Raw genomic sequence first — 26287 nt, 5'->3', positions numbered from 1 at the left:
GTTAGCCGTGGCACTCATGAGCGGGCTCGCGCTCGCCGTGGTTCCGTTCGCCGTTCCGGCGCAGGGTGCGACTCAGCGGCCGTGTGACCTCTATGCGGCCGGTGGCACGCCGTGTGTGGCGGCGCACAGCACGACGAGAGCGTTGTACAGCGCGTACAACGGCCCGCTGTACCAGGTCCGGCGTTCGTCGGACAGCACCACGCGCGATGTCGGCGTACTGAGCGCCGGGGGCGTCGCGAACGCCGCCACGCAGGATTCGTTCTGTGCCGGTACGACGTGCCTGATCACCGTGATCTACGACCAGTCCGGTCGCGGGAACCACCTCACCCAGGCACCTCCCGGCGCGATCCCCGGTCCGGGCCCGGGCGGCTACGACAACCTCGCGGTCGCCACCGCCGCGCCCGTGACGATCAGCGGGCAGAAGGCCTACGGCGTCTACATCGCCCCCGGCACGGGCTACCGCAACAACCGGACCAACGGCATCGCGACCGGCGACCAGCCGGAGGGCATCTACGCCGTCGTCGACGGCACCCACTACAACGGCGGCTGCTGCTTCGACTACGGCAACGCCCAGACCGATGGCCAAGCCGACCGGCAGGGCATCATGGAAACCGTCTACTTCGGCTCCAACAACTGGTGGGGCTACGGCGACGGTCCCGGCCCGTGGGTGATGGCCGACCTCGAGTGGGGCCTGTTCTCCGGCGTGAACCCCCGCTACAACAAGAACCCGACGATCAACCACCGGTTCGTCACGGCGATCGTCAAGGGCGAGCCGAACCACTGGGCCATCCGCAGCGGCAACGCCCAGTCCGGCGCGCTGTCGACCACCTTCGACGGGCCGCGCCCCAACGGCTACCACCCGATGCAGAAGGAAGGCGCGATCCTGCTGGGCATCGGCGGCGACAACAGCAACGGCGCGGCCGGCACGTTCTACGAGGGCGTGATGACCTCCGGCTACCCGTCCAACGCCACCGAGGACGCCGTGCAGGCCAACATCACCGCCGCCGCCTACACGCCCGGACCCGCCGCACCCACCGGCGCGGTGCGTGCGGTCGGTGCGGGCAAGTGCCTGGACGTCAACGGCGCCACCACGACCGCCGGGACCCAGTTGCAGATCTGGGACTGCCACGGCGGGTCGAACCAGACCTGGACGCGGACCAACACCGGTGCCCTGACCGTCTACAGCGGCAGCAACCTGCGCTGCGCCGACGCCTACGGCCAAGGCGCCGGCAACGGCACCGCCGTGGTCATCTGGACCTGCAACAACCAGACCAACCAGCAATGGCGGTTCAACGCCGACGGCACCATCACCGGCGTCCAGTCCGGGCTCTGCCTCGACGTGTCGGGCGCGGGCACCGCCAACGGCACCAAGGTCCAACTCTGGACCTGCACCGGCGCCCCCAACCAGAAATGGACCCTCGGGTAGCAGCCACCGCCGGGACGGGGAACGCCGCTCCCGTCCCGGTTCGGCACCCGCTCAGCGGGTGAGGTCGCCGAGCTTCTTCAGCGACTTGTCCAGGGCGCTGGTGAGGGACTTCTTGAACACCGCGCCCATCGGGCCGTCGATCATCCCGCCGTCCACGGTGGCGTCGACGTCGACCTGCGTGCCCGCACCCCGGGCGGCGAGCAGGATGGTCAGGCGGAGCTTGACGCCCGCGCGGGTGGTGCCGCTCATGCCCAGCGTGTGCGGTGCGTCCACCTCTTCGAAGGTCCAGTCGATGGTGATGGGCATGTTCATGGCGGTCGCGGTGGCGGTGGCGCCCCGTCCCTCGACCGCTGCGGGCGGTTCGCCCTTCCACGACTTGTGGAGCGTCAGCCACTCGTTCCACCGGCTGGGGTCGGCGAGGCACTCCCAGACGCGGTCCGGGCCGGCGGTGAGTGCGGCGTGCGCCTCGACGGTGCGCATGACTTCTCCTCTGCGACTTCACGGTCTATTTATGGCTACGTTGTAGCCGATATTGTCGAGCACGGTCAAGCCCGGACATACTTGACCCCGTGCCACCATCCCCGAACAGCCGCGGCGCGACCTCGACCGGCCGACGCGCCCCCGGCCGCCCCGCGATGCCCCGCGAGCAGATCGTCGCGGCGGCGCTGGCGATCCTGGACGAAGAAGGCGCCGACGCGCTGTCCCTGCGCGCCCTGGCCCAACGCCTGGAGTCGAGCACGGCGACGCTGTACCGCCACTTCGACAGCCGCGCCGACCTGCTCGCCCAGGTGGTCGACCGCATCTTCGGCGAGATCGACGTCGACCCGGCCAAGGCGGCGACCTGGCAGGACGCGTGCGGCGCACTGGCCACCGCGATGTTCGAGGTGCTGCGCAAGCACCGCAACGCGGCCCCGCTGATCGGCGAGCACGTCCCGGTCGGCCCCAACGCCCTGCTGCACCGCGAGCGCGCCCTGGCCCTCCTGCTCGCCGCCGGGTTCTCCCCCACCCTGGCGGCACGGGCCTACACGACCCTGGCCCGGCACGTCCTCGGCTTCGCGATGCAACTGGGCCAGGACACCGCTGCCCAGCGCCGCGAGGACGCCGACGTGTCCGCCCACCTGCACCGCCTGGACCCGGACCGCTTCCCCGCCACACTCGCGGTCGCCGACGCGCTCCCGGTGCCCCTGGAGGACGAGTTCGCGTTCGGGCTGCGGCTGATCATCACCGGCCTGGAGGCGGCCCGGACCGGCGACTGACCGCACCACACCCCCACGGCCCGCTTGACCGCCGTTCGGCATTACGGCTACGGTGTATCCGAAACCAGTCGTCGACCCGTCGGAGGCATGCCGTGGGAACCCGGACCGTCCTGCGCGGCGGCGTCGTGCTGAGCATGGACCCGACCGTCGGCGACTTCGACCGCGGTGACGTCCTGGTCGAGGACGGCGCCATCGTCGCGGTGGGTCGCGACCTCCCGACGAGCGACGCCGACGTGCTCGACTGCACCGGCAAGATCGTCCTGCCCGGCTTCGTGAACACCCACCACCACATGTTCCAGACCGCGCTGCGCTCCTACTGGGCCGACGCGCTGGACATCGACTACTTCCTCCAGTCCCGCGCGGGCGACGAAGCGCTGTTCCACCAGTACACCCCCGAAGACGTGTACTGGGGCGAGTTCGGCGGCGCGCTGGAGAACCTGTCCGCCGGCACCACGACCGTCGTGGACACCTCGCAGTGCTCCTACACCCCCGAGCACACCGACGCCGCGCTCGACGGCATCCGCCGCGCCGGCATCCGGTCGGTCTTCAGCCTCTCGCCGGTGTTCGGCGACCACGAGCCCGACCCCCGCTACGCCCACCCCGACGACATCCACCGCATCCTCGCCGCCGAGTCGGGCCTGATCCGCCCGGCGCTGGGCTACCACGTGGACGAGGACCTGTTCCGACTCGCCCGCGACCTGGACGTGCCGATGTTCGCCCACGTCAACGACGGGAACTGGGGCCGGGTCCTGGAAGAGTTCGAAACCGACGGCCTGCTCGGACCCGCCATCACCTACATCCACTGCCTCGGCCTCGCGGACTCCTCCTGGCAAGCGATCGAGCGCACGGGCGGCAAGGTGTCGGTCTCGTGCATCGCCGAGCAGACCCTGGCGATGGGCCGCCCGGCCCTCCAGTCGGCCCTGGACCGCCGGCTCCCGGTGGGCTTCGGCACGGACGCCGTCAGCATCGCCCCGGTCGACTTCTTCTCCCAGATGCGCGCGGCCTACACCCTGCAACGCGGCGCGGTCGACGACTCCCGCACGCCGGTCTCCACCCGCGACATCCTGCACATGGCCACGCTCGGCGGCGCGCAGGCGGCCCACCTGGACCACCTGGTCGGGTCCCTGACGCCCGGCAAACGCGCCGACGTCATCGTCCTCAACGCCCGCGCGCTCAACGCCGGCCCGCTCCTGCACGCCCCCGGCACGGTGCTGCACATGGACACCGGCAACGTCGAGACCGTGCTGGTCGACGGCCGGATCGTCAAGGCGGACGGCCGACTGGTCGACGTGGACGTCAACGGCGTCCTCGACGCACTGGCCAAGTCCGCCGAAGGCCTGCTCCGCCGCTCCGGCGCCCGCTCGATCCTGCTCACCTCCTGCCGCGCGAGCTGAACCCCCACCGGCCCGACGCGCCTCCGCAGCGACCAATAACGGATACGGAGTAACCGAAATGGAGTTCACGGACGCGACGTCCCGGTTCGTCGACCTGGACGGCATGCGCGTGCACGTCCGGCGCACCGGCACCGGGCCCACGCTCGTACTGCTGCACGGCAGCGGCGCGTCGCTGCACGTCTTCGACGCCGTGACGGACCGGCTCGCCGACCGCTTCGAGGTCGTGCGCGTGGACCTGCCCGGCTTCGGCCTCACCGGCCCTCGACCGGACCGCGACTACTCGCTCGGCGCGTACGTGTCGTTCCTGGACCGGCTGCTCGACACCCCGGAACGGTTCGTGCTCGCCGGGCACTCCTTCGGCGGCCAGATCGCCTGGACCTACGCCCTCGCCCACCCGGACCGGCTGCGCGGGCTCGTGCTGATGAACGCCACCGGCTACCCCGACAAGGACGTCCCGCTCGCCCTGCGCCTCGCCCGCATCCCGCCGCTGCGCCCGGTCCTGCGCCGCCTCGGCTCCCGCGCCGCGACCGCCCGCAACCTCGCCGGCCTGGTCGGACCGGGCTCGACCGTCGACGACGCGATGGTGGACCGGGTGCACGCGCTGATGTCCCGGCCCGGCGCGCGGGACGCGTTCATCGACTTCGCCACCACCGACCACCCCGACCGCTCGGCCGAGATCGCCTCCATCCGGACACCGACCCTGGTGCTGCGCAGCGACCTGGTGTCAGGCCAGCACTTCGCCCGGGACATCCCCGACAGCCACGAGGTCGTGCTACCCGACGTCGGGCACCTCATGCCCGCCGAAGCACCCAACCAGGTGAGCCGGGCGATCACCGCCTTCACCGCCGGCCTCGAGCAGAAGGAGGCCTGATGCGGTACTTCGTCGCGCACGGCGAGACCGACCGCCTCGATCCCGCCGCCCGCGCCGGACGGCGTGGCGACTTCGCCGTGCTCTCCGACGGCACCACCCACTACGAACTCGCCGGACCCGGCGACGGACCGGTGTTCGCCTTCGTCCCCGGCCTCACGATCCCGCTCGACTTCTGGGACGACGTCATTGCGGTGCTGCACGGGCGGGGCTTCCGCACCCTGACCTACAGCGCCTACGGGCGCGGCTACTCCGACCGGGTCCGCGGCCGGTACGGGCGATCGCTGTTCGTCCGCCAACTCGACGACCTGATCCGCCACCTGCGGTTGTCCGACGTCCACCTGGTGGGGTCCTCGATGGGCGCTCTGATCGCACTCGCCCACGCCGCGAACGCGCGCGTCGCCTCGCTGACGATGAGCGGCCCGGCCGGGCTGTCCGCCGAACGCAACCCCATCGCGCTGCTGCCCGGTCCGCTGCTACCACTGGCCGGCAAGCACCTGCTGCGCCGCAACCTCCTGGCCCACCTCGACCGCAACGTCCAGTCCACTGTGGATGCCGAGCGGCTGCGGACCCTGGTGCTGGACGGCTTCCGGTTCGAAGGCTCGATGTACGCGCTGACCTCCACCCTCAAGCACTTCCCCTTCACCAACCAGGACGCGCTCTTCGATGCCGCCGGCCTGCCGCCGACCCAACTCGTCTGGGGCGCGAACGACCGCGTCACCCCTGCCACCGCCTTCGACCGCGCCGTGGAGCTGCTCAAGCCCGTGCGCGCGGAACACATCCCCGACTGCGGGCACATGGCGTCGTTCGAGCGCCCGCGGCAGTTCGCCGACTTGCTGACCACCTTCGTCACGGAGCGCCAACCATGACCGACGTGCTCATCGTGGGCGCCGGACCGACCGGCCTCACCCTCGCCTGCGACCTGGCCCGCCGAGGCGTGCCGTTCCGCCTCATCGACGCCGCCGAGGGCGGTTTCCCCGGCTCCCGCGCCAAGGGCGTCCAACCGCGCACCCTCGAAGTCTTCGACGACCTCGGCCTGCTCGACGACATCGTGGCCCACTCGCGCACGTACCCCCTGCTCGGCCTCCACGTCGGCCCGGTCACGCTGCCGTGGCGGATGATGGGCCGCCACAAGGTCACCGAGGACGTGCCCCACCCGGAGACCAGGCTCATCCCCCAGTACGACACCGACGCCTGCCTGCGCCGCCGCCTGGAAGAACTCGGCGGCCGAGTCGAGTACGGCACACGCCTGACCTCCCTGGTCGACCGGGGTGACGGGGTCGTCGCCACCGTCACCGGGCCGGACGGCGAGCGGACGATCCGCAGCCGGTTCGTCGTCGGCGCGGACGGCGGCGCGAGCACCGTGCGGGTGCAGGCGGACATCCCCTTCGTCGGCCGGACCGACGAGAGCGACAAGATGATCGTCGCCGACGTCCTGGTGGACGGCCTGTCCCGCAACCGCTGGCACATCTGGCCCCGCAACGGCGGCCGGTTCCTGGCGCTGTGCCCGCTGCCCGGCGACAAGTTCCAGCTCATGCTGCGGCTCAAGCCCGGCGAAACCCCGGACCGCGACCCCGCCGCCATCCGCCGCCTGGTCCACGACGCGTCCGGACGCGCCGGCCTGGAGGTCCGGGAGGTCTTCTGGTCCTCGGTCTTCCGCCCCAACGTCCGACTGGTCGAGCGCTACCGCGCGGGCAACGCGTTGCTCGCCGGCGACGCCGCCCACGTCCACACCCCCGCCGGCGCGCAAGGCCTCAACACCGGCGTGCAGGACGCCTACAACCTCGGCTGGAAACTCGCCCAGGTACTCGCCGGCGCACCACAAGCACTCCTGGACAGCTACGAGGCCGAACGCCGCCCCGTCGCCGCCCGCGTGCTCGGCCTGTCCAGCGAGCTCTACCGGAAACTCGGCGAGCGCCCCCTCGCCGCCGCCACCCGCGGCGACGAGGAACGCCAGCTCAAGCTGAACTACCGCGACAGCCCACTGACCCAGCACAGCGTCACCGACACGCCCGTCCAGGCCGGTGACCGCGCGCCGAACGCGAAGTACCGCGACAGCGAAGGACGCGCCGGCACCCTGTTCGACCGCTTCCGCGGCCCGCACTTCACCCTGCTGGACATCGGCGACACCACCACCGACGCCCTCCCCTGGCCCGCCACGGGCGCCGAGCTGCACGTCGTCAAGATCCCGACCGGAGCCGCGCCCAGCCTGACCGCCATCTACGGCCTCACCGGCCCCACCCGGATCCTCGTCCGCCCCGACGGCTACATCGCCCACATCGCCACCACCGACTGGACCGCCGCCCTGGCCCGCAGCGCGCGAACCCTGGCACCGCCCCTCGTCAGCTCAGGTGGGGGTGCAGGTCAACGTCGGTGACGTCGACCCGCCGGTGGCCTGGAACCCGAACGTGGTGGTGCCGCCCGCGCCGAGCGAGCCGTTCCACCCGACGTCGGTGGCGGTCACACCGGTGCCGTTCTGGGTCAGGGTGGCGTTCCACGCGTTGGTGACCTGCCGACCCGCGGGCCACGTCCACCCGACCCGCCACCCGGTGATGGCCGTGCGGCGGTTGTTGGTGACGGTCACCGTGGCGACGTGCCCGGTGCCCCAGTCGCCGTTGACGTGCAGGGTCGCCGAACACCCGGCCGGCGGCAGGACCAGCAGCGTGATGGAGTTCGCCGGGTAGGTCGTCTCGACCCGGCCGTCGCTCACCGGCAGGTCGCCGCCTCGCACGATGGCACCGAGGTTCGCGGGGCCGTAGGTGAACCGCTGTGCCGTGCCGGCGCCGTCGAACCCGGCCAGCGAGAGCGGCGAGGTCAGGTCCTCGGCGGTCTTGTTGACCACCACCACGGTCAGCGCCTTGTCGGAGGACCGCTCCGCCGCGTACACCGCCAGCCGGCCCTGGTCGCCGGAAGTGGCGGACACGCTGACGTCGCCGAACCGGCTCCCCGCGCCGTCGTAGTTGCGGTACATCCGGAACGCGAACGCGCCCGGGTCGGTCGGCTTGGGCTCACCCCACATGGTGGCGAGGTCGAGGCCCTCGCGGCCGAAGATGCCCAGGACGTCGGCCTGCGTCAGCGCGCCGTTGATGTCGTCGAGCGCGCCCCAGTTGTACTCGGTGATGGCGGTCTTGGTGCCGGGGTAGTACTGGTCGATCCACGACTTCATGGTGCGGATGAACTGCAACGGCGGCGCGTTGACCCCGCCGGGGCCGATCCACGACTCCTCGACGTAGGTCGGGTCCCACAGCGACCGGGTGGACCGCAGTCGCAGCGCGTTGGTCTCGGGGTCCTTGCCGCCGGAGATCTGCGGGTAGTAGTGCTGGTCGAAGTAGTCCAGGTAGCGCGTGCCGCCGTGCGCGTCGCTGTAGTCCTTCATGTTCTTGAGGTACCACTGCGACATGTTGAGCCCGCCGTGCGCGGCCGAGTCGGGACCGGGTCCGCAACCGTCCACACCGGACGCGACCCACTCGCAGTACCCCCAGCCGGACGGGCCGAGGGTCTTGGCGCCGGGGTCGGCGGCCTTGATCGCCGCGGCGGTCGCGGTGCCCTTGGCGCCCAGTTCGTCCATCGAGACCAGCTCGGGGTGCACGTCCCGGTGGGTGTGGGCCCACAGCACCGGCTCGTTGTCGAGCTCGTAGATCGGCACACCGCCCTGTGCGGCCGTGCCGAACTTCGCCACCAGGTGCGACACCATCTCGCCGGCGAACGCGGGGCCGGCGGGGATCGAGCTGTCGGTGGGCACGCCGGTGAGGTTCTGCCCGTCGAGCTGACCGTTGCCGCAGCCGGGGTCCCACTCGTCGAACCTGTCCTGCCGCGGGTAGCGGCTCGCGGGGAAGCCGCAGGTGAACGGGTGTTGTGCCGGCGAGTCCTTGGCCACCCACCCGATCAGGGGCACGGTGACGACCGGCTTGATGCCGCGGCCGAGGGTGGCGCCGACCACCCCTTCGAGGGAGTGGGCGTCGTCGGCGACGATGTTCTCGAAGAACCAGTCGCTGCCGGTGTTGTAGGTGCGGTTCTTGAAGTTGTAGCGGCTGGCCGCGTTGCCGCCCCAGCGCGCCACCGACTGGCCGATCTCGGCGTTGAACGCCGGGTCACCACCGTTCAACCCGTAGATGTCGGGGCTGATCGCGTGCCGGCCGGCGGACACGTCCACCGCCAGCGCGGGGCCGGCCGTCGCCGCTTCGGCGCTCGCGGCGGTCTGGACGGTGACCGTCGCCGCCACCAGGGACGCCGCCACCCCGACCGCCGTGCGCGATCGCGCTTTTCGCCTTGTGACCATCACAGACACCTCCGCCCATGGCGCCGAGCGCGCCCCCGGCACACCTCCGTTGCCGGGGACGCGTCAGCACCGACCCTCGGTCCAACGGCACCGCGCGCGGGGAGTCCGCCCGTCTGGTCTCGGCCCGCGCGCCACGAGGGTCGGGGTCTTCAGCGGCCCGGGACCGGTCGATTGCGCGACCGGGAATTCGCCCGGCGAAGAGCCAAGGTAATGAGCCGCTTTTTCCAGGGGCAAGGCCGCGACCTTGTCACATTCCGGCCAACTTGCCCCTTGACCGGCTCCCTGACCACCCGCCGACGCCGCTGGCTGCTGCGATGGGGTGCGGGCACGGGATTCGACGGCGAGCCAATCGAATTCGACGAATATTCGACGTCGCCGCTCCGCGGACCCAGAACCGCGCTGCGGAAGTTGTTGCCCCGGCGATGCCGCATTCTTTAACATCCGAACCGGTGTCGGCATGGGAGGACCAATGGTGGTCGCTCTGCGAAAAGCAGTCCTGGTCCTGGTGACGGCCCTGTCCGTCACCACCGCGATGGCGTCGCCCGCGTCGGCCTACCCCTGGCCGGGCCGGGTGACCGGCGACATCGGCGTGCACGACCCGAGCGTGGTCAAGCGCCCCGACGGGAGCTACCTCGTCGCGCACACCGGCGACAACATCGCCCTCAAGACCTCGACCGACCGGATCGCGTTCCGCAACGCGGGCTCGGCGTTCCCCGGCGGCACGCCGTGGGCCACCGGCTACACCGGCGGCAGCCGCAACCTCTGGGCGCCCGACGTGTCCTACCGCAACGGCCTGTACTGGCTGTACTACTCGGCTTCGACGTTCGGGGCCAACACCTCGGCGATCTTCCTGGCCACCAGTCCCAGCGGCGGCTCCGGCACCTGGACCCACCGCGGCCTGGTCGTCGAGTCCCGGAGCTCCGACGACTTCAACGCGATCGACCCCGACCTGGTGGTGGACGCCCAGGGCCGCTGGTGGCTGAGCTTCGGGTCGTTCTGGTCCGGCATCAAGATGATCGCGCTCAACCCGTCGACCGGTCTGCGCTCCGACTCCGTGATCCGCTCGATCGCCGGCCGCGGCGGCGGTCCCATCGAGGCGCCCAACATCGTCAAGCGCGGCTCGTACTACTACCTGTTCGTGTCGTTCGACTACTGCTGCCGTGGCGCGTCCAGCACCTACCGGGTGATGGTCGGCCGCTCGACCAGCGTCACCGGGCCGTTCTACGACCGCAACGGCACCCCCATGACCTCCGGTGGCGGCACGGAAATCCTGGCCGGCCACGACACCATCCACGGCCCGGGGCACCAGGACGTCTTCACCGACGTCGACGGTGACATCCTGGTCTACCACTACTACGCCGACAACGGCGCACCGCTGCTGGGCATCAACCTGCTGGGCTACGACTCCGCGGGCTGGCCGTACGTCCACTGAGGACACCGCGAGCGCGACCCCGACGTCGAAGACCCGCCCGGGGTCGTCACGCGGCAGGGCACGGTCGGGTGACGACGGTGTCGAGGTCCGGCAGGGGCCGGTGGCACAGGTCGTGGGCTTCGGCGGCGGGGAGCCCGAGCATCCGCAGGACGTCCTCGGTCACCTGATCGGTCGTTTCGGCGTCGTCGCGGTCGGGGTGGCCGTGGAGCAGCCGGCCGAGGCCCAGGGCGGCGCCGGCGACCGTCAGCATGGCCAGGTCGACGTCGCGGACGGTGAAACGACCGGCTCGGACGGCGGCCTCGATGTCGCGGCGGGCGCGCGGGGCCATGCCGTGGTCGGCGGTGGCCAGGTCGAGCCCGTGGTGCAGGAGCACCTTGCTCAGTTCCGGTAGGCGGCGGTGCAGGCGCCCCAGGAGGCGGAAGTTCTGGGCGAACACGTGCGCCGGGTCGGCCAGGTCGGTGGTCAGTTCGTCCAGCAGCGCGCCCTGGGCTTCGAGGGCGGCTTCGACCGCGGCCTCGTACAGCTGCTCCTTGGTCTCGAAGTGGTTGTAGAACGACCCCATCCCCACGTCGGCGGTCTTGGTGATCTCCAGGACCGGGACGTTCGTCCGGCCCGCCGCGATGAGGTCCTGCGCCGCCCGGACCAGCGCCGCACGCGTCCGGGCCTTGCGCCGCTCCAAGCGGCTGCGCACCTGCTCCGACATCGGTGGTTCGTCCTCCCGGCCTGCCCCGGCACAGCATAGCCGAGGTCGTCAACACTGACGATTTCGTCAGTTGCCCTTGACTGACGGTGTGCTCACAACTGACGATGTCGTCATTCACGTCCGAGAGGAACAACGATGTCCCCTCAGCCCGATGTCCCCGCGTACCGGCCGGACATCTACTCGTCCCAGGCCGTCCTCGACCCGTACCCGCACTACGCGAACCTGCGTGCGCTGGGCCCGGTGGTGTGGCTGCCCAAGCACGAGGTCTACGCACTGCCCCGGTACGCGGAGTGCAAAGCCGTGCTGCTGGACGACAAGACGTTCATCTCCGGGGACGGGGTCGGGCTGAACCCCGTGACGAACCGGCTCTCCCGTGGCACGACGCTCAACAGCGACGGCGAAGACCACGCCCGCCGCCGTGCCCTGGTCGCCCACCGGCTCACTCCCCGGGCGCTGCGCTCGATGAGGGACGTCGTCGAGCAGCAGGCCGCGCGGGTGGTCGAGGCCGCGGTGGCGCGGCGGGTGGTCGACGGCGTCGACGTCGCGGCGGCGCTGCCTTCGGCCGTGGTCCCCGACCTCGTCGGCTGGCCCCGGCAGGGACGGGAGAACCTGCTCCGCTGGGGTGCGGCCACCTTCGACGCGCTCGGCCCGCTGAACGGGCAGGCGGTGAAGGCCGTGCCCGGCAGCCTGGGGATGATGCGCTTCGCCCGCAGCGTCGTCCGGCAGCGGTCGGTGCTGCCGGACAGCATGGGCGACGACCTGCTGCGCGCCGCCGACCAGGGCGAACTCGACCACGCCGAGTGCACGGCCCTGATGATCGACTACCTGGTGCCCTCCCTGGACACCACGCTCAGCGCGATCGCGAGCGCCCTCCACCTGTTCGCGACGCACCCGGCACAGTGGCGGCTGCTCAGGGAAGAGCCGGACCTGATCCCCAACGCGGTCAACGAGATCGTCCGGTTCGAGTCCCCGCTGCGGGCGTTCAGCCGCAAGGTCGTCCGCGACACCGAGGTGGCCGGCGCCGAGCTGCCCGCGGGGTCACGCGTGCTCGTCCTCTACGCCTCGGCCAACCGCGACGCGCTGGAGTGGGAGGACCCGGACACCTTCGACGTCCGCCGGGACGCGGCGCGCCAGCTGGGGTTCGGCCACGGCACGCACGGCTGTGCCGGGCAGGGCCTGGCCCGCCTGGAGACCCAGGCGGTGCTGCGCGCACTCGTCGCCCGGGTCGAGCGGATCGTGCCCGCCGGCGACCCCGTGTGGGCGCGGAACAACGTCATCCACCGCCTCGAGCGGCTGCCCCTCGAACTCGTCCCCGCCTGAAGGAAGCGACCGATGCGGATCTCCGTCGACTACGACCGCTGTGAAGGCCACGGCCTGTGCACCGAGCAGGGTCCCGCCCTCTTCGAGCTCGACGACGACGCCGAACTCGTCTACCGCTTCGAGGGCGGCACTGTTCCGCCGGAACACGTTGCCGCCGCACGAGCGGCCATCAACTCCTGCCCCGTCGCCGCGTTGCGGGAACTCGGGTGACACCGCCGCGCGCGGTCGTCGTCGTCGGCGAGTCCGTGGCCGGCACCACCGCGGCCCGGAACCTGCGGGCGTTGGGCCATTCCGGACCGATCACGATCGTCGGCGCGGAAGCACAGGGCGCCTGCTCACGGCCCCCGCTGTCGAAGGGGGTGCTCAAGGGCGGGGGCTCGGACAGCACTCTCGGCTACGACCTCGGCGGTCTGGACGTCGACGTGCTCCGCTCGCCGGCGACCGACCTCGACACCGACCACAAGCTGGTCCGCACCGAGAACGGCCGAGTACTCGGTTACGACGCGCTGATCGTCGCGACCGGCGCGGACGCCAGGCGCATCGCCGCTCCCGGGCAAGAGGGCGAGGTGGTGCTCCGCACCCTGGACGACGCCCGCCTGCTGCGAGCGCGGCTGGACACGGCTGCCTCCGCGCTGGTCGTCGGTGCCGGCTTCCTCGGCATGGAGGTCGTCAGCGCCTGCGTGGCTCGCGGCATCCCGGTCACCGTGGTCGACGTCGACCCGCCGTTGCGGCGGGTCCTCGGGCCGTTCCTGTCCGACGCGATCACCGCACGAGCCGCCGAACACGGCGTTCGCGTCCGCACGACGCCGGGCCGGGTGACCTTGACCGGTGATCCGGTCGACGGCGTGCGGCTGCCCGACGGGACCGTTCACCGCGCCGACCTCGTCGTGAGCTGCTGCGGCGACGTGCCGAACACGGGATGGCTGGCCGGCACCGGACTGGCGGGCCCGCTCGGCATCGGGATCGACCCGCGCTGCGCGACCGCGGTGCCAGGGGTGTTCGCCGCCGGGGACGTGACGTGCCTGCGCACCGACGCCGGGGTTCTTCAGCCGCGCCGACCGTTCTGGTCCAACGCCGTGGCGCAGGGCAACGTCGCCGCCGCGTCGGTGTTGGGGCTCGATCCGGCCGGTCCGCCGCTCGACGACTACTTCTGGACCGAGGTCCTCGGCCTGTCCATCAAGGTCGTCGGCCCGTTGCCGTTGCCGGGCCCGCCGACTCGGGTCGAAGGAGACTTGTCGTCAGGTTCCGCTTTGCTCACCTGGCACAGGGAAGGCGCGCGGTCCACTGTGGTCGCTTACGGGATGCGCAAGCCCGTGCCGAAGCTGCGCCTCATGGCCGCGGCGGCTCTCTGACCGCGCGCGACGAGGATTGTGAGCGCGTCATCCGACGGGGTTTCGGCCCACAGCCCGCCCACCTGGACCGCGACCGGAAATGGTGGTGCGGGGAAGCGGGGGTTGTGGTGAAGATCAGCCGGTGACGAATCTCGACGAGGAACTGATCGAGCTCCGCAGGGAGATCCACCGCCACCCCGAACTCGCCGGTGCGGAGCGGGAGACGGCCGGGCTGGTCGCGGAGCAGCTGCGTGCGGCCGGGCTCGAGGTGACGACCGGCGTCGGCGGGCACGGAGTCCTGGCGGTGCTCGACGGTTCCGCGGACGGTCCGACCGTGGCGTACCGGGCGGACATGGACGCCGTCGACGCGCGGACGAACGTGCTGCCCATCCCCCATTCGGGCCGGGTTTTCGACGAGGGCTTCGCCTCCCGGGTCCCCGGCGTCGCGCACCTGTGCGGGCACGACCTGCATACCGCGATCGGCGTCGGCGTCGCCCGGACGCTGGCCCGGGCCTCCGGACCGGTGCGCGGACGGCTGGTGTTCGTCTTCCAGCCGGCCGAGGAATCCCTGCAGGGCGCACGCGCGATGCTGGAGACCGGTCTGCTGCAAACGCTCGCGCCGCGCGAGTTCTACGCGCTGCACTGCAGTCCGTTCCCCTCCGGCACCATCGGCGTGTCCCCGGGGTACGGCCTGCCCGGTCTCGACCACGTCCGGATCGTGCTGCCCGGCGGTGACGACGCAACGGTCGCCGCCGTCGCCGCCGAGGTCGCGAAGCTCGGCACCGTCGAGTACCCGCGGGACATCGCCGCCTACAACGCGCGCTTCACCGCGTTGCTGGACCCCGAGATCGCCGCGTCGATCCAGGAGTCCGTGTGCGTCGCCCAGTGGACCGACCAGACCCCCGACGCGCACCCCGTCGCCAACGCACTGCTGTGGGTCTGGCCGCGGGAGCTGCACCCGGAGCTGCGCGCGAAGGCCACGCAACTGGCCGCGGCCGCGGGTGGACACGTCGAGTTCCCGAACGACCCCTTCCCCGCCCTGGTGAACTCGGCCGAGCTCAGCACGGCGGCCGGCCGGTACCTGAGCACGGCGCTGGGGCCGGAATCCGTCGTGTGGGGCCGGGCGTCCTGGCCCTTCAACTGCGAGGACTTCGCGCTGTTCCTCGACCAGGCGCCGGGAGCGCAGTTCTACCTCGGCGTCGCGGACCCCGAATCGGGCGTCAACGGCGCTCCGCACACCCCCGACTTCGCCGCCGACGAACGGGCGATCGGCCACGGCGTCCGCGCGATGGCCGGCCTGCTGACCACCCGCCTGGCGGCCCTGTCGACCGGCGGATGACGCCCCAGGTCGTCGTCGCACATGCCCGCGTGGTCGGGTGAGGCGCTAGCGTTCCAGGCGACTCGGGTCTCCCGGGCCGCTGCGACGCACGAGCCACGCCTCGGTGATGTGGGTGAACATCGCGTGGGCGGCACCGTCCGGGTCGTGCGCCGCGATCCGCTCGTAGACGCGGCGATGCCCCCGGTTGGAGGCGACGCACAGGGCCGGTTCGCTCTTGCCCACGTAACGGGCGGTGTTGGCGACCTGGCTCTCCAGCGCGCGCACGACGGAGCGGGCGATGCGGTTGCCGGACGCCTGCATGATCACGTCGTGGAAGGTCAGGTCCTCCCTGCGGTAGGCGACGGGGTCGTCCACGAGTTCGTCCATGAGGTCGACGAGGGCGCGCAGCCGGTCGAGGGTGGCCTGGTCGGCGGTGCGGGCGGTCATCGCGGCCATCTCGGACTCCAGCACCCGGCGGGTCATCACCAGGTCGTCGAGGATCGTCAGCGTCTCGTCCTCGGCGATGAGCGCCCCGAGGACGAGTTCGTCGAGGGTGTTCCACATCGTCGGCGGGGTGACCACCGTGCCCGTCCCCTGGCGCACCTGCACCAAACCCTTCTCCTCGAGAACCTTGACGGCTTCGCGCAGCACACTCCGGCTCACCGAGAAGATCTCGCACAACACGTGCTCGGGCGGCAGTGACGTCCCGTACGCGTGAACACCGCGAACGATGCGTCCCACCAACTCGACCGTGACAGCCCGCATGCGGTTCCCCCGCCGCGCCGCCACGGGGGCGGCGGACCAGCGCGTCACCGGTCGCCGGCCTTGTGCCGTCATCGGTCCTCCAACGACATGCACTCCCTTGTACGCCACGGTCTCCGCCACGACGGCAGCGGTTCTGGGAGCGCTCCCAGACCCCGCTTCGCCAAGTGACCTCACCACGTGCTCCGATCACCCCGTGACCGGGAACGTAGTGAGCCGCTTTTCGCGGGGGCAAGGCCGCCGCCGTGTCACATTCCGGCCAACCCGCCCCTTGACCGGCACCCCGACCACACCCGAGCATCTGCAGCCCCTGCTACCCGAGCGCCCGCCGAACTACCTCCTGCCGCCTCTACGTGCGCAGACCGGTGAACTGCTGACGGAGGTGGAGGCTGACGGCGTGCACTGTCCGGGCCTCGTCGACATCGTGCTCGGCAACGAGCCCGTTTCCGTGCTGCTGGTGCCCCGGTCAGCCGGTCGAGGCCGTGATCGCCCCGTTCGTCGAGGCCGTCAGGTGACCACGCGGGACAGCGCCGGGTGAGGTGGTTCCCGCTGTTCTGGTGAGCGTGGCCTACACGTAGCCGCGCTGCCGGCACAAGTCCAGCACGTTCTTCGCCGCATCCACCGCTTCCTGCGTCGGGTACTCCGGGTTGGTGCCGGCCCTGAGCGCGGATTCGAGCGCGACCAGCTTCGCCGCCAGGTAGGCCAGCGGTACCTGGAAGGAGTGGTCCCCCGTTGTTCGCGGCTGGATGGTGAGCAGCTCCTGCGGGTTCGACAGGTCCACAGCCGCCAGCTCGACGCACAGCTGCCGTGGCTCGGGGACGGACGGGGCGGCGGCCGTGGTCGGCGTGAGGGTCGTGGTCGTCGTGACGGTAGTGCGCTCCGCGGTGGCCGGACCATCACTCGCGGAACAGCCGGACACCACCAGCACCGCCACCGCGGCGGCCACCGCTTGTCGGATCACGCGCCCACGGTATCGGTCACGGCCAGGGACCTGTCCCGACATGGCCGAGGTGCGCTACCCACACACACGCACCGGCTCAATCACGCAAGGACGTGCTAACTGAAGAAGGTCTGGAACCTGTCATGGACCTTCCGGTGGGCGAAGGACGTCTGCTGCATCTGCGGACCGACAGTGGTGCGAAATGAGGTCAACCGGTCAGCGGCGTGCTGCGGGCGCTCACCCCGGGCGAGGCCGCGCTGTACCGAGACCTGGTCGAAGGCGCCTTCGGCGAGTCGGTGCGACTGGAGCAGGAACGCATCCGCTACTCGGCGATCAGCGCCGCACTCGGTGCGCTCGGTTCAGGACGTGCGGACCGCGGCCACCAGGTGCGCGAGGTCGACCCGCAACCGGTCGGCGAGGTGGACCACCTCCGGCGGTGAGGGGTCCAACGGGTGCTGGCTCGATGCTGTCGGCAGGCCGTCCGCGCCTCCGAGCAGCAACGACGGGGTGCTGAGCGGTGAGAGGCGGTAGACGCGCCAACGTGGTGCGGTGGACTCGGCGAGGACGAGGGTCGTGCCGTCGTGCAGCAGGACCACCGCCTTGGCGGCGTTGCGGGCCAGCACGGCGGACCGCTTGCCGGCGATGGTCGCGACCTCGGCGGCGGCTCGGCGCGGGTTGCGGAAGTCGCCGTCCCGGACCCAGACGCCGTCCACCAGCCGCACCGACAGCCCGGCCTGCTCGAAGGCGGCGCGCACCTCGGCGTGCGGATCGTCGACGACCGCCTCGGCGAGGGCGATCACGTTCTCCACCTCCGACTCCGTGACCACCCTGGCGTGCGGTTGCGTGGCTTCGTGCAGGTACTCGGTGGTCAGCCGCCGGTCGGCGAACGCCGCGGACTCACGACCGGCTTCCCACGCAGCCCTCGCGATGACGTCGCGCTCGCCGCCGCCGTGCAACGTGGCACCTTGGAACAGCAGGGCAAGGCACACCGCCGTCAGCGAGTACTGGTACGAGATCGCCCGGCCGGGCACGTCGTCCGCCTCGTCGTCGTCCGGCACCAGCGCGTGCACGAGATCGCGCACTTCCGTGCGCCACCCGTCCTCCGCACCCCACACCCCCGCGGCGAGCAGGTCCAGGTAGAGCAGGGTGACGGTCATCCGCAGCTCCAACGGCGGCCGGATCGGCCCCGACACCGCCTTGACCCACCGAGCGGCCCACGTTCGCAGCTTCCCGCGCTCCGACGGTGGGATGACGCGGTTGTTCGGCTCCTGGGACGCCGTGGCCTCCACGACGCTCTCGTCCTCGTCGTCGGCCAGTTCGGTGTCATCGGGGTCAGGTCCTACGGCCCACGCCGTGACCCTGCCGTCGGGCAGTTGCGGCGACGAAGGGAAGACCAAGCCCGTGAGCGACGGCCCGATCGTCGCCTCCACGTGCTGCAACCACACACCCCAGCGGTCCTCCGGCGCCACCGCCGCGACGCCGTGGGGGTGTGCGCGCAAGGCTGGTGCACCGGTGACCCGTTCCCGGGACACCTGGCTGAGCAGGCGCACGAGGTCGGCGTTGAAGCGCGCGGCGAGCGCCGGGTCGGTGAAGGTGCTGTCCAGCTCGTAGTCACGAACAAGTCGTGGCCGGTCGTGCTCGTCCCCGCGGGGCAGGCACCGCACCGGGTCCGTCAGGTACACCTCCGACGACACGACCCGCTCGCCCCGCACCTCCACCCAGGCGCGCACCGCGCTGCCGAGCTGTTCGGGTGCGGGGAACCGCAGCACCGCCGGAAGGGGCCCGGTCGGGTGCCAGGTGTGGAAAGCGGTCCAGGTGCCGGGTGTCCCGTCGGGCGAGGACTCGATGGTGACCGGCTCGCGCGCCGTGGTCTTCAGCTCCACCACCAGGTGGTCGTCCTGGCGGCGGGCACCGAGCAGGACGAGCACGACCGCGCGTCCGGGTGACGTGGGCACCGGATGGGTCGAGGCGGGCGGGGCGGTCGTCGTGGTCCCCTCGGGCATCAGGCTGACCGGGATCGGCAGGGACGCGACGAGTTCGCAGTTGCCGCCCGCGTCGGTGGCGGTGAGCAGCCCGGCCGCCGTGCAGTTCGCGCTGCCCACCAACGCCGTGGTGGTTCCGCCGGAGCTCCACTCCACCAACTTGCCGTGCCGCGTGCGGTCCTCGTCCAGCAGCCGGTAGCGGGTCGTGCCCGCCGCCGCGGTGGCGCTGACGATCGAAGCGGCGTCGTACTGCGTCAGCCTCGGCTGCAGGGCGATGTCCACCGCCGCCGGGGACAACCGGCGCACCAGGGCGCGCAAGGCCGCGGCTTGCGGGTCGAAGAACGGTGAGCTGACGCGCAAGGCCTCGACGGAAGCCGTCGGCAGCCGGCTCAGCAGCGGCTGCCGCAGGTTGCCGAAGATCCGCAGACCGGGCACCGAATCGTCGACCTCGTCGGGGTCGACGTGCTCGCCGGTGCGGAGGACCGCGTCCGCGATCCACGACGGCATCGCGACCACCTCGGGCAGTTCGACCAACCAGGCGGCGAGGTCGCGTTGGGCGGCCGGTCCCCGCCGTCGCGAGGTGCGCAGCACCAGCCACAGCTCCCGGTTGTGCCCCCACCCGGACATCGTCGGGTTGCCCGACCCGATCGCGGCCCACACGTCCTCGTCGCCGACCAGCACGACGAGCTTGGGGTGGAAGGCGCCTTCGCAGGCCGCGAAACCGTGCTGGTAGGTGCGACCCGCGTACCGGACGTCGACCGGGTCGTGCACCGCTTGCGCGGCGTCGCCGAGGATGGTGACCCTCGCACCCAGGCCGCGTGCGGTGGGGACGCAGTGGCGTTCGAGGAACACCAGGTCGTGCGTGTAACCGGTGATCAGGACCTCCCGCAGGCGGGCACCGTCCGGTCGGTCGCGCCACTCGTGCAGCAGGGTCGACGGGGAGTGGAACTCGTGGTGGGCGCGGCTCACGCGGCCGGCTCCAGCAGGTCGGCGCCGAGGGCGGTGACACCGCTGTCCGACAACAACCCGAGCTGCCGCGCCATCGCCGCGAGCTGGTCGATGCGCAGGCCCACGTTGCCCATTCCCTCCCGCTGGTCGGCGAAGTACCGGCCGTTGCGTTCGTGCAGCTTGCTGAACAGCGTCATCCGGCCGTTGCCGTCGACTCGCAGTTTGCGCAGGGCCACTCGGCGCGACTGCGCCAGCATGTCGTCGACGAACGCTCGGGCGAGTTCGGCCAGGGGTCGGTCGCCGTGTTCGGCTTCGCGGAAGGCGACCCAGGTGGGGTCCAGGAACTGACCGCGGCCGGACGACCGGCGCCGGCGTCCGAGGAACGCGTCGAGGCTTCGGCCGCGCAGGTGGGTGAGGCGTTGCGCGCCGATCAGGAGCACGGCCAGGTCCGCCTCGATCGGAGCACCCGACCCGAGCACCTCTTCCTCCGCGGGCAGCGGATGACCGGTTGCGTCGACCGCACCCGGCAGCGACCTGACGAAGCCGCGCACGGTCCCGGCGGACACCGCGGAGCCGACCCACGCGTGGAGGTCGTCCCGCGTGGCGGTACCGCCCGCGTCGATGACCTCGTCCACGAGTGCGGCCCACAGCCGGCGCCACGCACCCACGGAGTGGTGCCGCAGCAACACCCCTCGCCACGCCCGAGCACGTTCCTCGCCGACCAGGACCGGATCGGTGTCGAGCGCGTCCCCGTAGGCGAGGTGGGCGCGGAACGCGTCCGCGGGCGCCCCACCCGGGGCGCGTTGCACCGCCCTCGCCAGCATCCGCAACGTGGCGCGCCGGGTGTGGTCGTCGCCGTTCCACTCCTCCGGCCGGTGCCGCCCGTGCCGGGTCGCGGTGAAGAGGTCCCGCAGCGGCGGCAGGTCGGCGGTGTCGGGTTCCTCGATCGCCAGCCCGGAGAACCGACCCACGTCACCGTCGCCCAGCCCGTCCCGCGCCAGGAAGTCGATCATCGGCTGGAACATCCGCCGCACCGAGGCCGGGCACCGGTGCCTACCGGGCCGCAACGCGCCGTCCTCGACGTCGACCGTGCCCAACGTGATGCTCGGGCCGTTGTACTGGGACCAGAACCCCCAGGCGCGCGGCGAATACGAGGAGCGCCCGAGCTCGGCCAGACCAGCGGTGGTGCCCTTGCGCAGCATCGTCTTCACCCGGTCCACGCCGTGCGCGAACAACTCGCGGTCGTGGTCCACCGACACCAGCGCCAGGGTGACTTCCGCGCGCCGCACGAGTTCCTGGCACGCCGCGGCGTCGAGGCCGTGCTCCTCGGCGTGGTCGGCCAACGCCCAGTACAGCGCGTAGTAGCGAACCAGCCGGGTCAGGGTGGACACGCCGGGCACGAGCGTGTCCACCATGTTCATCACCGGGGCTTCGACGGACAACGGGTAGCGGCCACCACGTCGGTCGAGCCCGGGATCACACCACAGGGGGCCGACCACCTCGGCGGCGATCACAGCGCACCGCCCGGCTCGCACTCCACACCACGCACGTCATCGACATCGCTCATGATCGCGTCGGCGTTTCAGCGGACGCCCAGGGGGGATCGTCCGGGACCGCCTGCCGCCCGACGTGGAAGCCCCGGTGCGAACCGGCCGTGAACGGGTCCCCTGGCCGGCGTCACGCTGGTCCGAGCCACCTGTTCAGGCGTGCGACGGCGGGGTCAGGTGCAGGTCGGTGTCGGGTGGGCGCCGGGCAGGAACTGGTCTCGCTCGGCTTGGGTCAGGTCGCGGCCGAGGGTGGCGCAGAGTTGTTCGACGGCGTGGGCCGGGTCGGACTCCCACAGCATGGCGGTGTGGTCGGTGGCCGCCGTGGCCAGGGTGTGGCCGTCGGGGCTGAAGGTGAGGGCCGTGATCTGGCGGGTGTGTCCGTTGAGGGCGGCGATCGGTTCGGCGGTGGCCGGGTCCCACAGGGTCACGGTCTTGTCGGCGTTGGCGGCTGCCAGGACCCGCCCGTCCGGGCTGAAGGCCACGGCGTTGGCGGTGCCGGTGTTGCCGCTGAGCACGGCGGTCGTCCTGTGCTGCCGCAGGTCCCACAGGCGGATGGTCTGGTCGATGGCGGCGGTGGCCAGCGTGCTGCCGTCCGGGCTGAACGCCAGCGCGCGCAGGGAACCGGTGTGCCCCTGCAACGTCGCCACGCGGGTCCCGGTCGCCGGGTCCCACAGCGAGACGGCGCTGCTGTGGTGCGCGGCGGCCAGGGTGCGGCCATCGGGGCTGAAAGCGACGGCGTTGATCACGTCGGTGTCGCTGCCCTTGCTCTGGTTGTCGAGGAGGACGGCTCGCTTGGCGGGTTGTGCCGCGTCCCAGAGGATGACGCGGCCGTCGGCGCCGCCGGTGGCCAGGGTCCGACCGTCCGGGCTGAACGCCACGTCCATGACGCGGTCGGTGTGGCCGGTGAGCGTGGCGGTGCGTCGCCGGTCGGCGGTGTCCCACAGGGTGAGGGTGTAGTCGTCGGCGCGGGGCGGGTGTTGCGCGGTGCCGGTGGCGGTGGCCAGGGTGCGGCCGTCGGGGCTGAACGCCAGTGCGTTCACCGGGCCGGCATCGCTGGGCAGGGTGGCGCGGCGGGAGCGGTCGGTGGTGTCCCACAGGTTGGTGGTGCGGTCGTCGCTCGCCGCGGCGACCGTGCGGCCGTCCGGGCTGAAGGCGATCGTGTTGACCCGGTCGGTGTGGCCGGTGAGGGCGGTGCGCCGGGGGTCCCACAGCATGATGACGCCCCCTTCACCGGCCGCGGCGAGCGTGGCCCCGTCCGGGCTGAAGGCGAGGGCGTACAGGTTGGACAGCTGTCCGGTGAGGGTGGCCCGGCGTCGGCCGGTCGCGGTGTCCCACAGGCCCACGGTCAGGTCGTGCCCGGCGGTGGCCAGCGTGCTGCCGTCCGGGCTGAACGCGAGGGCCCGCACGGGACCGGTGTGGCCGCTGAGTGTCGCCGAGGGGACGTGGCGGTTCGGGTCCCACAGGATCACGGTGTGGTCGTGGCCCGCCGTGGCGAGCGTGCGGCCGTCCGGGCTGAACGCGACGGCTCCCACGGGAGCGGTGTGCCCGGTCAAGGTGGCGATGCGCGCACCGGTGGCGGTGTCCCACAGCACGACGACGCGGTCGTTGCCCGCGGTGGCCAGCGTCCGTCCGTCGGGGCTGAACGCGGCGGTCTCCACCGAGCCGGTGTGCCCCGACAGCGTCATGCGCCGAACACGTTCGCCGTAGTCCCACAGGACGACCGCTCCGTCCGCTCCCGCGGCGGCCAGGGTGCGGCCGTCCGGGCTGAACGCGATGTCCTTGACCGGCGCGGCAGGACCGTCGCGCAACGTCGCCACGGCCGCTTGGCGCCCGGTGTCCCACAGCACCACCGCGCCGTCGTCACCGCCGGTGGCCACGAGCCGTCCCCCCGGGCCGGCCTCCACGGCGCGCAGCCACGTGTCGTGCCCGGTCAGGGTGGCGCGGTGGGCGCGGGCCCCGGTGTCCCACAGCCGCAGCGTGCGGTCCCTGCTCACCGTGGCCAGGGTGCCGTCGGAGGTGAAGGTCAGGTCCGAGACGGCGTCGCCGTGACCGGTCAGCTCGCCGCGGTAGGTCCGCCGGGACGACACGGTCAGCAGCGCGCCGCGTGCCTCGGCGGTTTCGGCGATGCGGTACGCCTGCACCGCCAGCAGCATCGCCGTGGCGGGTCGGGAGTCGAGCAGCCCCAGGGCCTGGGCCGCCAACTGCCGCGACAGCGCCTCCTGCCGGGCCTGCACGGCCTGCCGCCGCTGGTGCAGCGCGATCCCGCTGACGACGCCCGCGACCAGCAGCAGCACGGCCAGCCCGACGACGAGGTTGCGCAGCAGCCGGGTGCGGCGCGCCGCGGCCGCCTCCTCGTGCTCGGCGAGGCGGACGGCGGCGGTCAGGAACTCCCGTTCCAGGGCGTTGAGCCGGTCGCGGTCCTCGGTGATCCACTCGCGGGTCGACGCCAGCCGCGTGCCCCGGTACAGGGCACCGGGGTCGCGGTCCAGCTCGTCCCAGGTCCGGGCGGCCTCGGTCAGCCGGCGGTGCCGGTTCAGGCGTTCGCGATCGGCGTCGACCCAGTCCCGCAGCCGGGGCCACGAGGTGATCAGCGCCTCGTGCGCCAGGTCCACCACGCCGTCGTCCAACGTGATCAGCCGGGCGTCGGCGAACCGGTGGAGGACGACCTCGTGGTCGACGCGCACGGTCGTGTCGAACTCGGCGCGGTCGGTGGGACGCCTGGTGTCCCGCGCGCCGTCCCCCGGCGTGATCAGCCGGGTCAGCACCCGCCGGGCGGCCTCCGCCTGCCCGGGGGTCAGTCCGGCGTAGACCCGCTCGGCGGTCTGCGCCAGCGCACCGCGCACCCCGCCCGCGGCTTCGTACCCCTGGAGGGTCAACGTCTTGCCCCGCCGCCTCCGCCACGTCTCCAGCAGCACGTGGGAGACCAACGGCAGCGCACCGGGTTCGTCGACCACCTCGTCGACCAGCCGCGCGGTCAGCGCCCGTTCGACGATCAGCCCGGCGGCGGCCGCGGGTTTCACGATCACCTCGCGCAGTTCGGCCGCGTCCACGGGCCCGACGAGCACCTGGGCCTGGTTCACCGCTTCAGCCAGCACCGCGTGTTCGGCGCACCGGCCGTAGAAGTCCGACCGGATCGCCACCGCGACCCGCGTCGTCCCGCCCAGCAGCAGGTCGAGGAACCCGGCCCGCTCGTCGGGGTCGGCGCAGAGGGTGAAGACCTCCTCGAACTGGTCGACGATCACCACTTCCCCCTCGTCGCGCCGCGCGGCCAGGAGGTCGCGGTGCGCACGCACCGGGTGCTCCCCCGGGGTGATCAGCCGCACCGACGGCAGCTCCGGCGCCACACCGGCCCGCAGCAGCGACGACTTGCCGCTGCCCGACGGGCCGACCACGGTGACGAAGCGGTGCCGGTCGAGCAGCCCGCGCACGGCCCGGACGAGCTTGTCGCGGCCGAAGAACCAGTCGCCGTCACCGAGCTCGTACCGGGCCAACCCCCGGTACGGCGCGGTCGCCGGGTCGTCGTCGGCGACGACCTGTCCCGCGGAATCCTCCGAGATCTGCCGCCACCGACGTTCCCATTCCTCCACGTCGCCGCCGCAGGCGCGCACGTAGGCCAGCGCGACCGGTAATGACGGCAGCTTCACCCCCGTTGCGGCGGTCGAGAGCGCGGGCGCCGAGAACCCCGCCCTCCGGGCCATCTCACGATACGTCAAACCGCTTTTCCGACGCAGTTGCCGCAAATCGGACGCGAAATGCTGAACCGGCCCCGCCGACGCGTCGACCGGGATCTCACGTCGCCCCATTTCGACTTCCCTCCCCCTGGCCGACCACCCCGTCGACCCGGTCGCAGACTAGCCACAACGGCGGCGACGCACCGCAACGTCCTCCGCCATTCGGAAATCCGAAACCGACGCGCACATCACTTGGAATGGAATAGCTTCCCCGCCCACTCGCCGGACAGGTGATCCCGTTCCCCCGATCGGCACACGCGCGGTTGAACTTTCACACTTCGCCGTGCCGCGAGACACGGGTCACATCCCGATCCGCGCTCCGGCGTTGATTACCAGGGCGAACACGGATTGCTTACCAATGAGGGCGTCGGCAATGTGGCCTCGTCGCCCCGCACGCCGGGGTGACGACGGAAGGTGCACGGGCGGTGCTCGTGCATTCGGGGGCAACACAACAGGGGGTTTTGATGCGAGAAATCCGAAGGGTGGTCGCCGGGGTGGTGCTGGCGTTGACGATGGGGGCCGCGATGGGCACGGCGCACACCGCCGAGGCTTCGACCGACCCGGCGAACGTCCGACAGCAGGTGGCCGCTCCCGCACCGGCCGGGGAATCGGAGTGGGTCGACGTCGCGCAGGCACGACTGCTCTCGTCGGCCGGCGAAACGGGTGCGCTCTCCTATCCCGCCAAGTGCTTCGGCTACGAGGGGAAGTTCCGCGACGGCACCGACGTGCGCCGGGTGAACTGGACGACCGCCCGCGACGAGTGCTTCGGCATCGCGCCCGACCGGACGATCTGGCACACCTGGCCCGGCGCCGGGCGCTGGCACCGGATGCCGGGCAACGGCCGGGCGGACAACACGACCGGCAAGTTCTGGGAGAAGGCGAACGGTGACCGGCGCGTCGCGGTGTGGGTGAAGGGCGGCTCCGGCAACTGGTGCCAGGACTTCATCCACGGCAAGGGCTGGACCGGCCGCTGGTTCGACTGCTGAGCCGGAATCCGGGGTCCTGACCGAAGGCGTCCGGGACCCACCGGGACGGGGCCGGTCGAGACGC

At 71.9% G+C, this 26287-nt stretch carries 21 protein-coding genes; 13 read left to right on the top strand and 8 right to left on the bottom strand.

Annotated elements, in window-relative coordinates:
• Positions 1 to 16 precede the first annotated feature (16 nt).
• Complete coding sequence (locus DFJ66_RS40215; protein WP_121229797.1) at positions 17 to 1426, top strand: arabinofuranosidase catalytic domain-containing protein; 1410 nt, start codon at positions 17 to 19, stop codon at positions 1424 to 1426.
• A gap of 51 nt (positions 1427 to 1477) precedes the next feature.
• Here the strand turns inward: DFJ66_RS40215 and DFJ66_RS40210 are convergent, their stop codons facing one another.
• Positions 1478 to 1906: a type II toxin-antitoxin system Rv0910 family toxin gene (locus tag DFJ66_RS40210; RefSeq protein ID WP_121229795.1), complete on the bottom strand. Its 429-nt coding sequence runs from the start codon at positions 1904 to 1906 to the stop codon at positions 1478 to 1480.
• Positions 1907 to 1995: 89 nt separating this feature from the next.
• Here DFJ66_RS40210 and DFJ66_RS40205 point away from each other — a divergent pair, with 89 nt between their 5' ends.
• The 5 genes from DFJ66_RS40205 (at position 1996) to DFJ66_RS40185 (ending at position 7321) form a co-directional block, all read left to right on the top strand.
• Entirely contained in the window at positions 1996 to 2682 is a 687-nt protein-coding gene (locus DFJ66_RS40205) for a TetR/AcrR family transcriptional regulator (protein ID WP_211351478.1), read from the top strand.
• 92 nt (positions 2683 to 2774) lie between these two features.
• The gene (locus DFJ66_RS40200) at positions 2775 to 4076 is read left to right on the top strand and encodes an amidohydrolase family protein (RefSeq protein WP_211351477.1); all 1302 of its coding nucleotides are present in this window, start codon (positions 2775 to 2777) and stop codon (positions 4074 to 4076) included.
• Between the two features lie 58 nt (positions 4077 to 4134).
• Positions 4135 to 4947 carry an alpha/beta fold hydrolase gene (locus DFJ66_RS40195; RefSeq protein ID WP_121229791.1) on the top strand — a complete coding sequence of 271 codons (813 nt, stop codon included), beginning with the start codon at positions 4135 to 4137 and terminating at the stop codon, positions 4945 to 4947.
• Positions 4947 to 5813, top strand: a complete 867-nt coding sequence (locus DFJ66_RS40190; protein WP_121229789.1) for an alpha/beta fold hydrolase — start codon at positions 4947 to 4949, stop codon at positions 5811 to 5813. Before DFJ66_RS40195 ends, DFJ66_RS40190 begins: the two co-directional genes overlap by 1 nt.
• Positions 5810 to 7321: an FAD-dependent monooxygenase gene (locus DFJ66_RS40185; RefSeq protein ID WP_121229787.1), complete on the top strand. Its 1512-nt coding sequence runs from the start codon at positions 5810 to 5812 to the stop codon at positions 7319 to 7321. Before DFJ66_RS40190 ends, DFJ66_RS40185 begins: the two co-directional genes overlap by 4 nt.
• Here the strand turns inward: DFJ66_RS40185 and DFJ66_RS40180 are convergent.
• Positions 7292 to 9223 (bottom strand): glycoside hydrolase family 44 protein, encoded by a 1932-nt coding sequence (locus DFJ66_RS40180; protein ID WP_246030117.1) that lies wholly within the window; start codon positions 9221 to 9223, stop codon positions 7292 to 7294. The genes DFJ66_RS40185 and DFJ66_RS40180 overlap by 30 nt on opposite strands.
• 469 nt (positions 9224 to 9692) lie before the next feature.
• Between DFJ66_RS40180 and DFJ66_RS40175 the strand changes: the two genes are divergently transcribed.
• Positions 9693 to 10655 carry an arabinan endo-1,5-alpha-L-arabinosidase gene (locus DFJ66_RS40175; RefSeq protein ID WP_121229785.1) on the top strand — a complete coding sequence of 321 codons (963 nt, stop codon included), beginning with the start codon at positions 9693 to 9695 and terminating at the stop codon, positions 10653 to 10655.
• Positions 10656 to 10701: 46 nt separating this feature from the next.
• On the opposite strand, the gene DFJ66_RS40170 is transcribed toward DFJ66_RS40175, so the two are convergent.
• Positions 10702 to 11358 (bottom strand): TetR/AcrR family transcriptional regulator, encoded by a 657-nt coding sequence (locus tag DFJ66_RS40170; protein WP_121229783.1) that lies wholly within the window; start codon positions 11356 to 11358, stop codon positions 10702 to 10704.
• Positions 11359 to 11493: 135 nt separating this feature from the next.
• On the opposite strand from DFJ66_RS40170, the gene DFJ66_RS40165 reads away from it, so the two are divergent.
• The 4 genes from DFJ66_RS40165 to DFJ66_RS40150 all read left to right on the top strand — a co-directional run bounded on the left by DFJ66_RS40165 (position 11494) and on the right by DFJ66_RS40150 (position 15348).
• Entirely contained in the window at positions 11494 to 12678 is a 1185-nt protein-coding gene (locus tag DFJ66_RS40165) for a cytochrome P450 (RefSeq protein WP_121229781.1), read from the top strand.
• A 12-nt stretch (positions 12679 to 12690) separates the two neighbouring features.
• A complete protein-coding gene (locus tag DFJ66_RS40160; RefSeq protein ID WP_121229779.1) occupies positions 12691 to 12888 on the top strand; it encodes a ferredoxin in 198 nt (65 codons plus the stop codon).
• Complete coding sequence (locus DFJ66_RS40155) at positions 12885 to 14030, top strand: NAD(P)/FAD-dependent oxidoreductase (RefSeq protein ID WP_121229777.1); 1146 nt, start codon at positions 12885 to 12887, stop codon at positions 14028 to 14030. The genes DFJ66_RS40160 and DFJ66_RS40155 overlap by 4 nt, the downstream gene beginning before the upstream one ends.
• A gap of 121 nt (positions 14031 to 14151) precedes the next feature.
• A complete protein-coding gene (locus DFJ66_RS40150) occupies positions 14152 to 15348 on the top strand; it encodes a M20 metallopeptidase family protein (RefSeq protein ID WP_211351476.1) in 1197 nt (398 codons plus the stop codon).
• A 45-nt stretch (positions 15349 to 15393) separates the two neighbouring features.
• Here DFJ66_RS40150 and DFJ66_RS40145 read toward each other — a convergent pair whose 3' ends face one another.
• Both DFJ66_RS40145 and DFJ66_RS40140 read right to left on the bottom strand, forming a co-directional pair.
• The gene (locus DFJ66_RS40145) at positions 15394 to 16092 is read right to left on the bottom strand and encodes a FadR/GntR family transcriptional regulator (RefSeq protein WP_281276720.1); all 699 of its coding nucleotides are present in this window, start codon (positions 16090 to 16092) and stop codon (positions 15394 to 15396) included.
• A 565-nt stretch (positions 16093 to 16657) separates the two neighbouring features.
• Positions 16658 to 17050: a hypothetical protein gene (locus DFJ66_RS40140; protein WP_121229772.1), complete on the bottom strand. Its 393-nt coding sequence runs from the start codon at positions 17048 to 17050 to the stop codon at positions 16658 to 16660.
• 203 nt (positions 17051 to 17253) lie between these two features.
• On the opposite strand from DFJ66_RS40140, the gene DFJ66_RS45540 reads away from it, so the two are divergent.
• Positions 17254 to 17469 (top strand): Wadjet anti-phage system protein JetD domain-containing protein, encoded by a 216-nt coding sequence (locus tag DFJ66_RS45540; RefSeq protein WP_121229770.1) that lies wholly within the window; start codon positions 17254 to 17256, stop codon positions 17467 to 17469.
• Here DFJ66_RS45540 and DFJ66_RS40130 read toward each other — a convergent pair.
• From DFJ66_RS40130 to DFJ66_RS40120, 3 genes are all read right to left on the bottom strand, one after another.
• Positions 17389 to 19980, bottom strand: coding sequence for a phospholipase D-like domain-containing protein (locus DFJ66_RS40130; RefSeq protein WP_121229768.1), 2592 nt, complete (start codon positions 19978 to 19980; stop codon positions 17389 to 17391). The genes DFJ66_RS45540 and DFJ66_RS40130 overlap by 81 nt on opposite strands.
• Positions 19977 to 21473, bottom strand: coding sequence for a hypothetical protein (locus DFJ66_RS40125; RefSeq protein ID WP_246030116.1), 1497 nt, complete (start codon positions 21471 to 21473; stop codon positions 19977 to 19979). Before DFJ66_RS40125 ends, DFJ66_RS40130 begins: the two co-directional genes overlap by 4 nt.
• Positions 21474 to 21679: 206 nt before the next feature.
• The gene (locus DFJ66_RS40120; RefSeq protein WP_121229766.1) at positions 21680 to 25309 is read right to left on the bottom strand and encodes an nSTAND1 domain-containing NTPase; all 3630 of its coding nucleotides are present in this window, start codon (positions 25307 to 25309) and stop codon (positions 21680 to 21682) included.
• Between the two features lie 392 nt (positions 25310 to 25701).
• Here DFJ66_RS40120 and DFJ66_RS40115 point away from each other — a divergent pair, with 392 nt between their 5' ends.
• A complete protein-coding gene (locus DFJ66_RS40115; protein ID WP_147459525.1) occupies positions 25702 to 26223 on the top strand; it encodes a hypothetical protein in 522 nt (173 codons plus the stop codon).
• The last annotated feature ends 64 nt before the right edge of the window (positions 26224 to 26287 follow it).

It is taken from the genome of Saccharothrix variisporea, from assembly GCF_003634995.1.
Lineage (GTDB): Bacteria > Actinomycetota > Actinomycetes > Mycobacteriales > Pseudonocardiaceae > Actinosynnema > Actinosynnema variisporeum.
The sequence above is the reverse complement of the archived record's forward strand: the minus strand, read 5'-3'. Positions and strand labels throughout refer to the sequence as shown.

What these genes read in the sequence shown, in the direction of transcription:
- DFJ66_RS40195 (WP_121229791.1), top strand. Translation starts at nt 4,135, where the DNA reads ATGGAGTTCACGGACGCGACGTCCCGGTTCGTCGACCTGGACGGCATG.
- DFJ66_RS40210 (WP_121229795.1), bottom strand. Translation starts at nt 1,906, where the DNA reads ATGCGCACCGTCGAGGCGCACGCCGCACTCACCGCCGGCCCGGACCGC.
- DFJ66_RS40180 (WP_246030117.1), bottom strand. Translation starts at nt 9,223, where the DNA reads ATGGTCACAAGGCGAAAAGCGCGATCGCGCACGGCGGTCGGGGTGGCG.
- DFJ66_RS40165 (WP_121229781.1), top strand. Translation starts at nt 11,494, where the DNA reads ATGTCCCCTCAGCCCGATGTCCCCGCGTACCGGCCGGACATCTACTCG.
- DFJ66_RS40175 (WP_121229785.1), top strand. Translation starts at nt 9,693, where the DNA reads ATGGTGGTCGCTCTGCGAAAAGCAGTCCTGGTCCTGGTGACGGCCCTG.
- DFJ66_RS40115 (WP_147459525.1), top strand. Translation starts at nt 25,702, where the DNA reads ATGCGAGAAATCCGAAGGGTGGTCGCCGGGGTGGTGCTGGCGTTGACG.
- DFJ66_RS40190 (WP_121229789.1), top strand. Translation starts at nt 4,947, where the DNA reads ATGCGGTACTTCGTCGCGCACGGCGAGACCGACCGCCTCGATCCCGCC.
- DFJ66_RS40160 (WP_121229779.1), top strand. Translation starts at nt 12,691, where the DNA reads ATGCGGATCTCCGTCGACTACGACCGCTGTGAAGGCCACGGCCTGTGC.
- DFJ66_RS40185 (WP_121229787.1), top strand. Translation starts at nt 5,810, where the DNA reads ATGACCGACGTGCTCATCGTGGGCGCCGGACCGACCGGCCTCACCCTC.
- DFJ66_RS40120 (WP_121229766.1), bottom strand. Translation starts at nt 25,309, where the DNA reads ATGGGGCGACGTGAGATCCCGGTCGACGCGTCGGCGGGGCCGGTTCAG.
- DFJ66_RS40215 (WP_121229797.1), top strand. Translation starts at nt 17, where the DNA reads ATGAGCGGGCTCGCGCTCGCCGTGGTTCCGTTCGCCGTTCCGGCGCAG.
- DFJ66_RS40145 (WP_281276720.1), bottom strand. Translation starts at nt 16,092, where the DNA reads ATGCGGGCTGTCACGGTCGAGTTGGTGGGACGCATCGTTCGCGGTGTT.
- DFJ66_RS40170 (WP_121229783.1), bottom strand. Translation starts at nt 11,358, where the DNA reads ATGTCGGAGCAGGTGCGCAGCCGCTTGGAGCGGCGCAAGGCCCGGACG.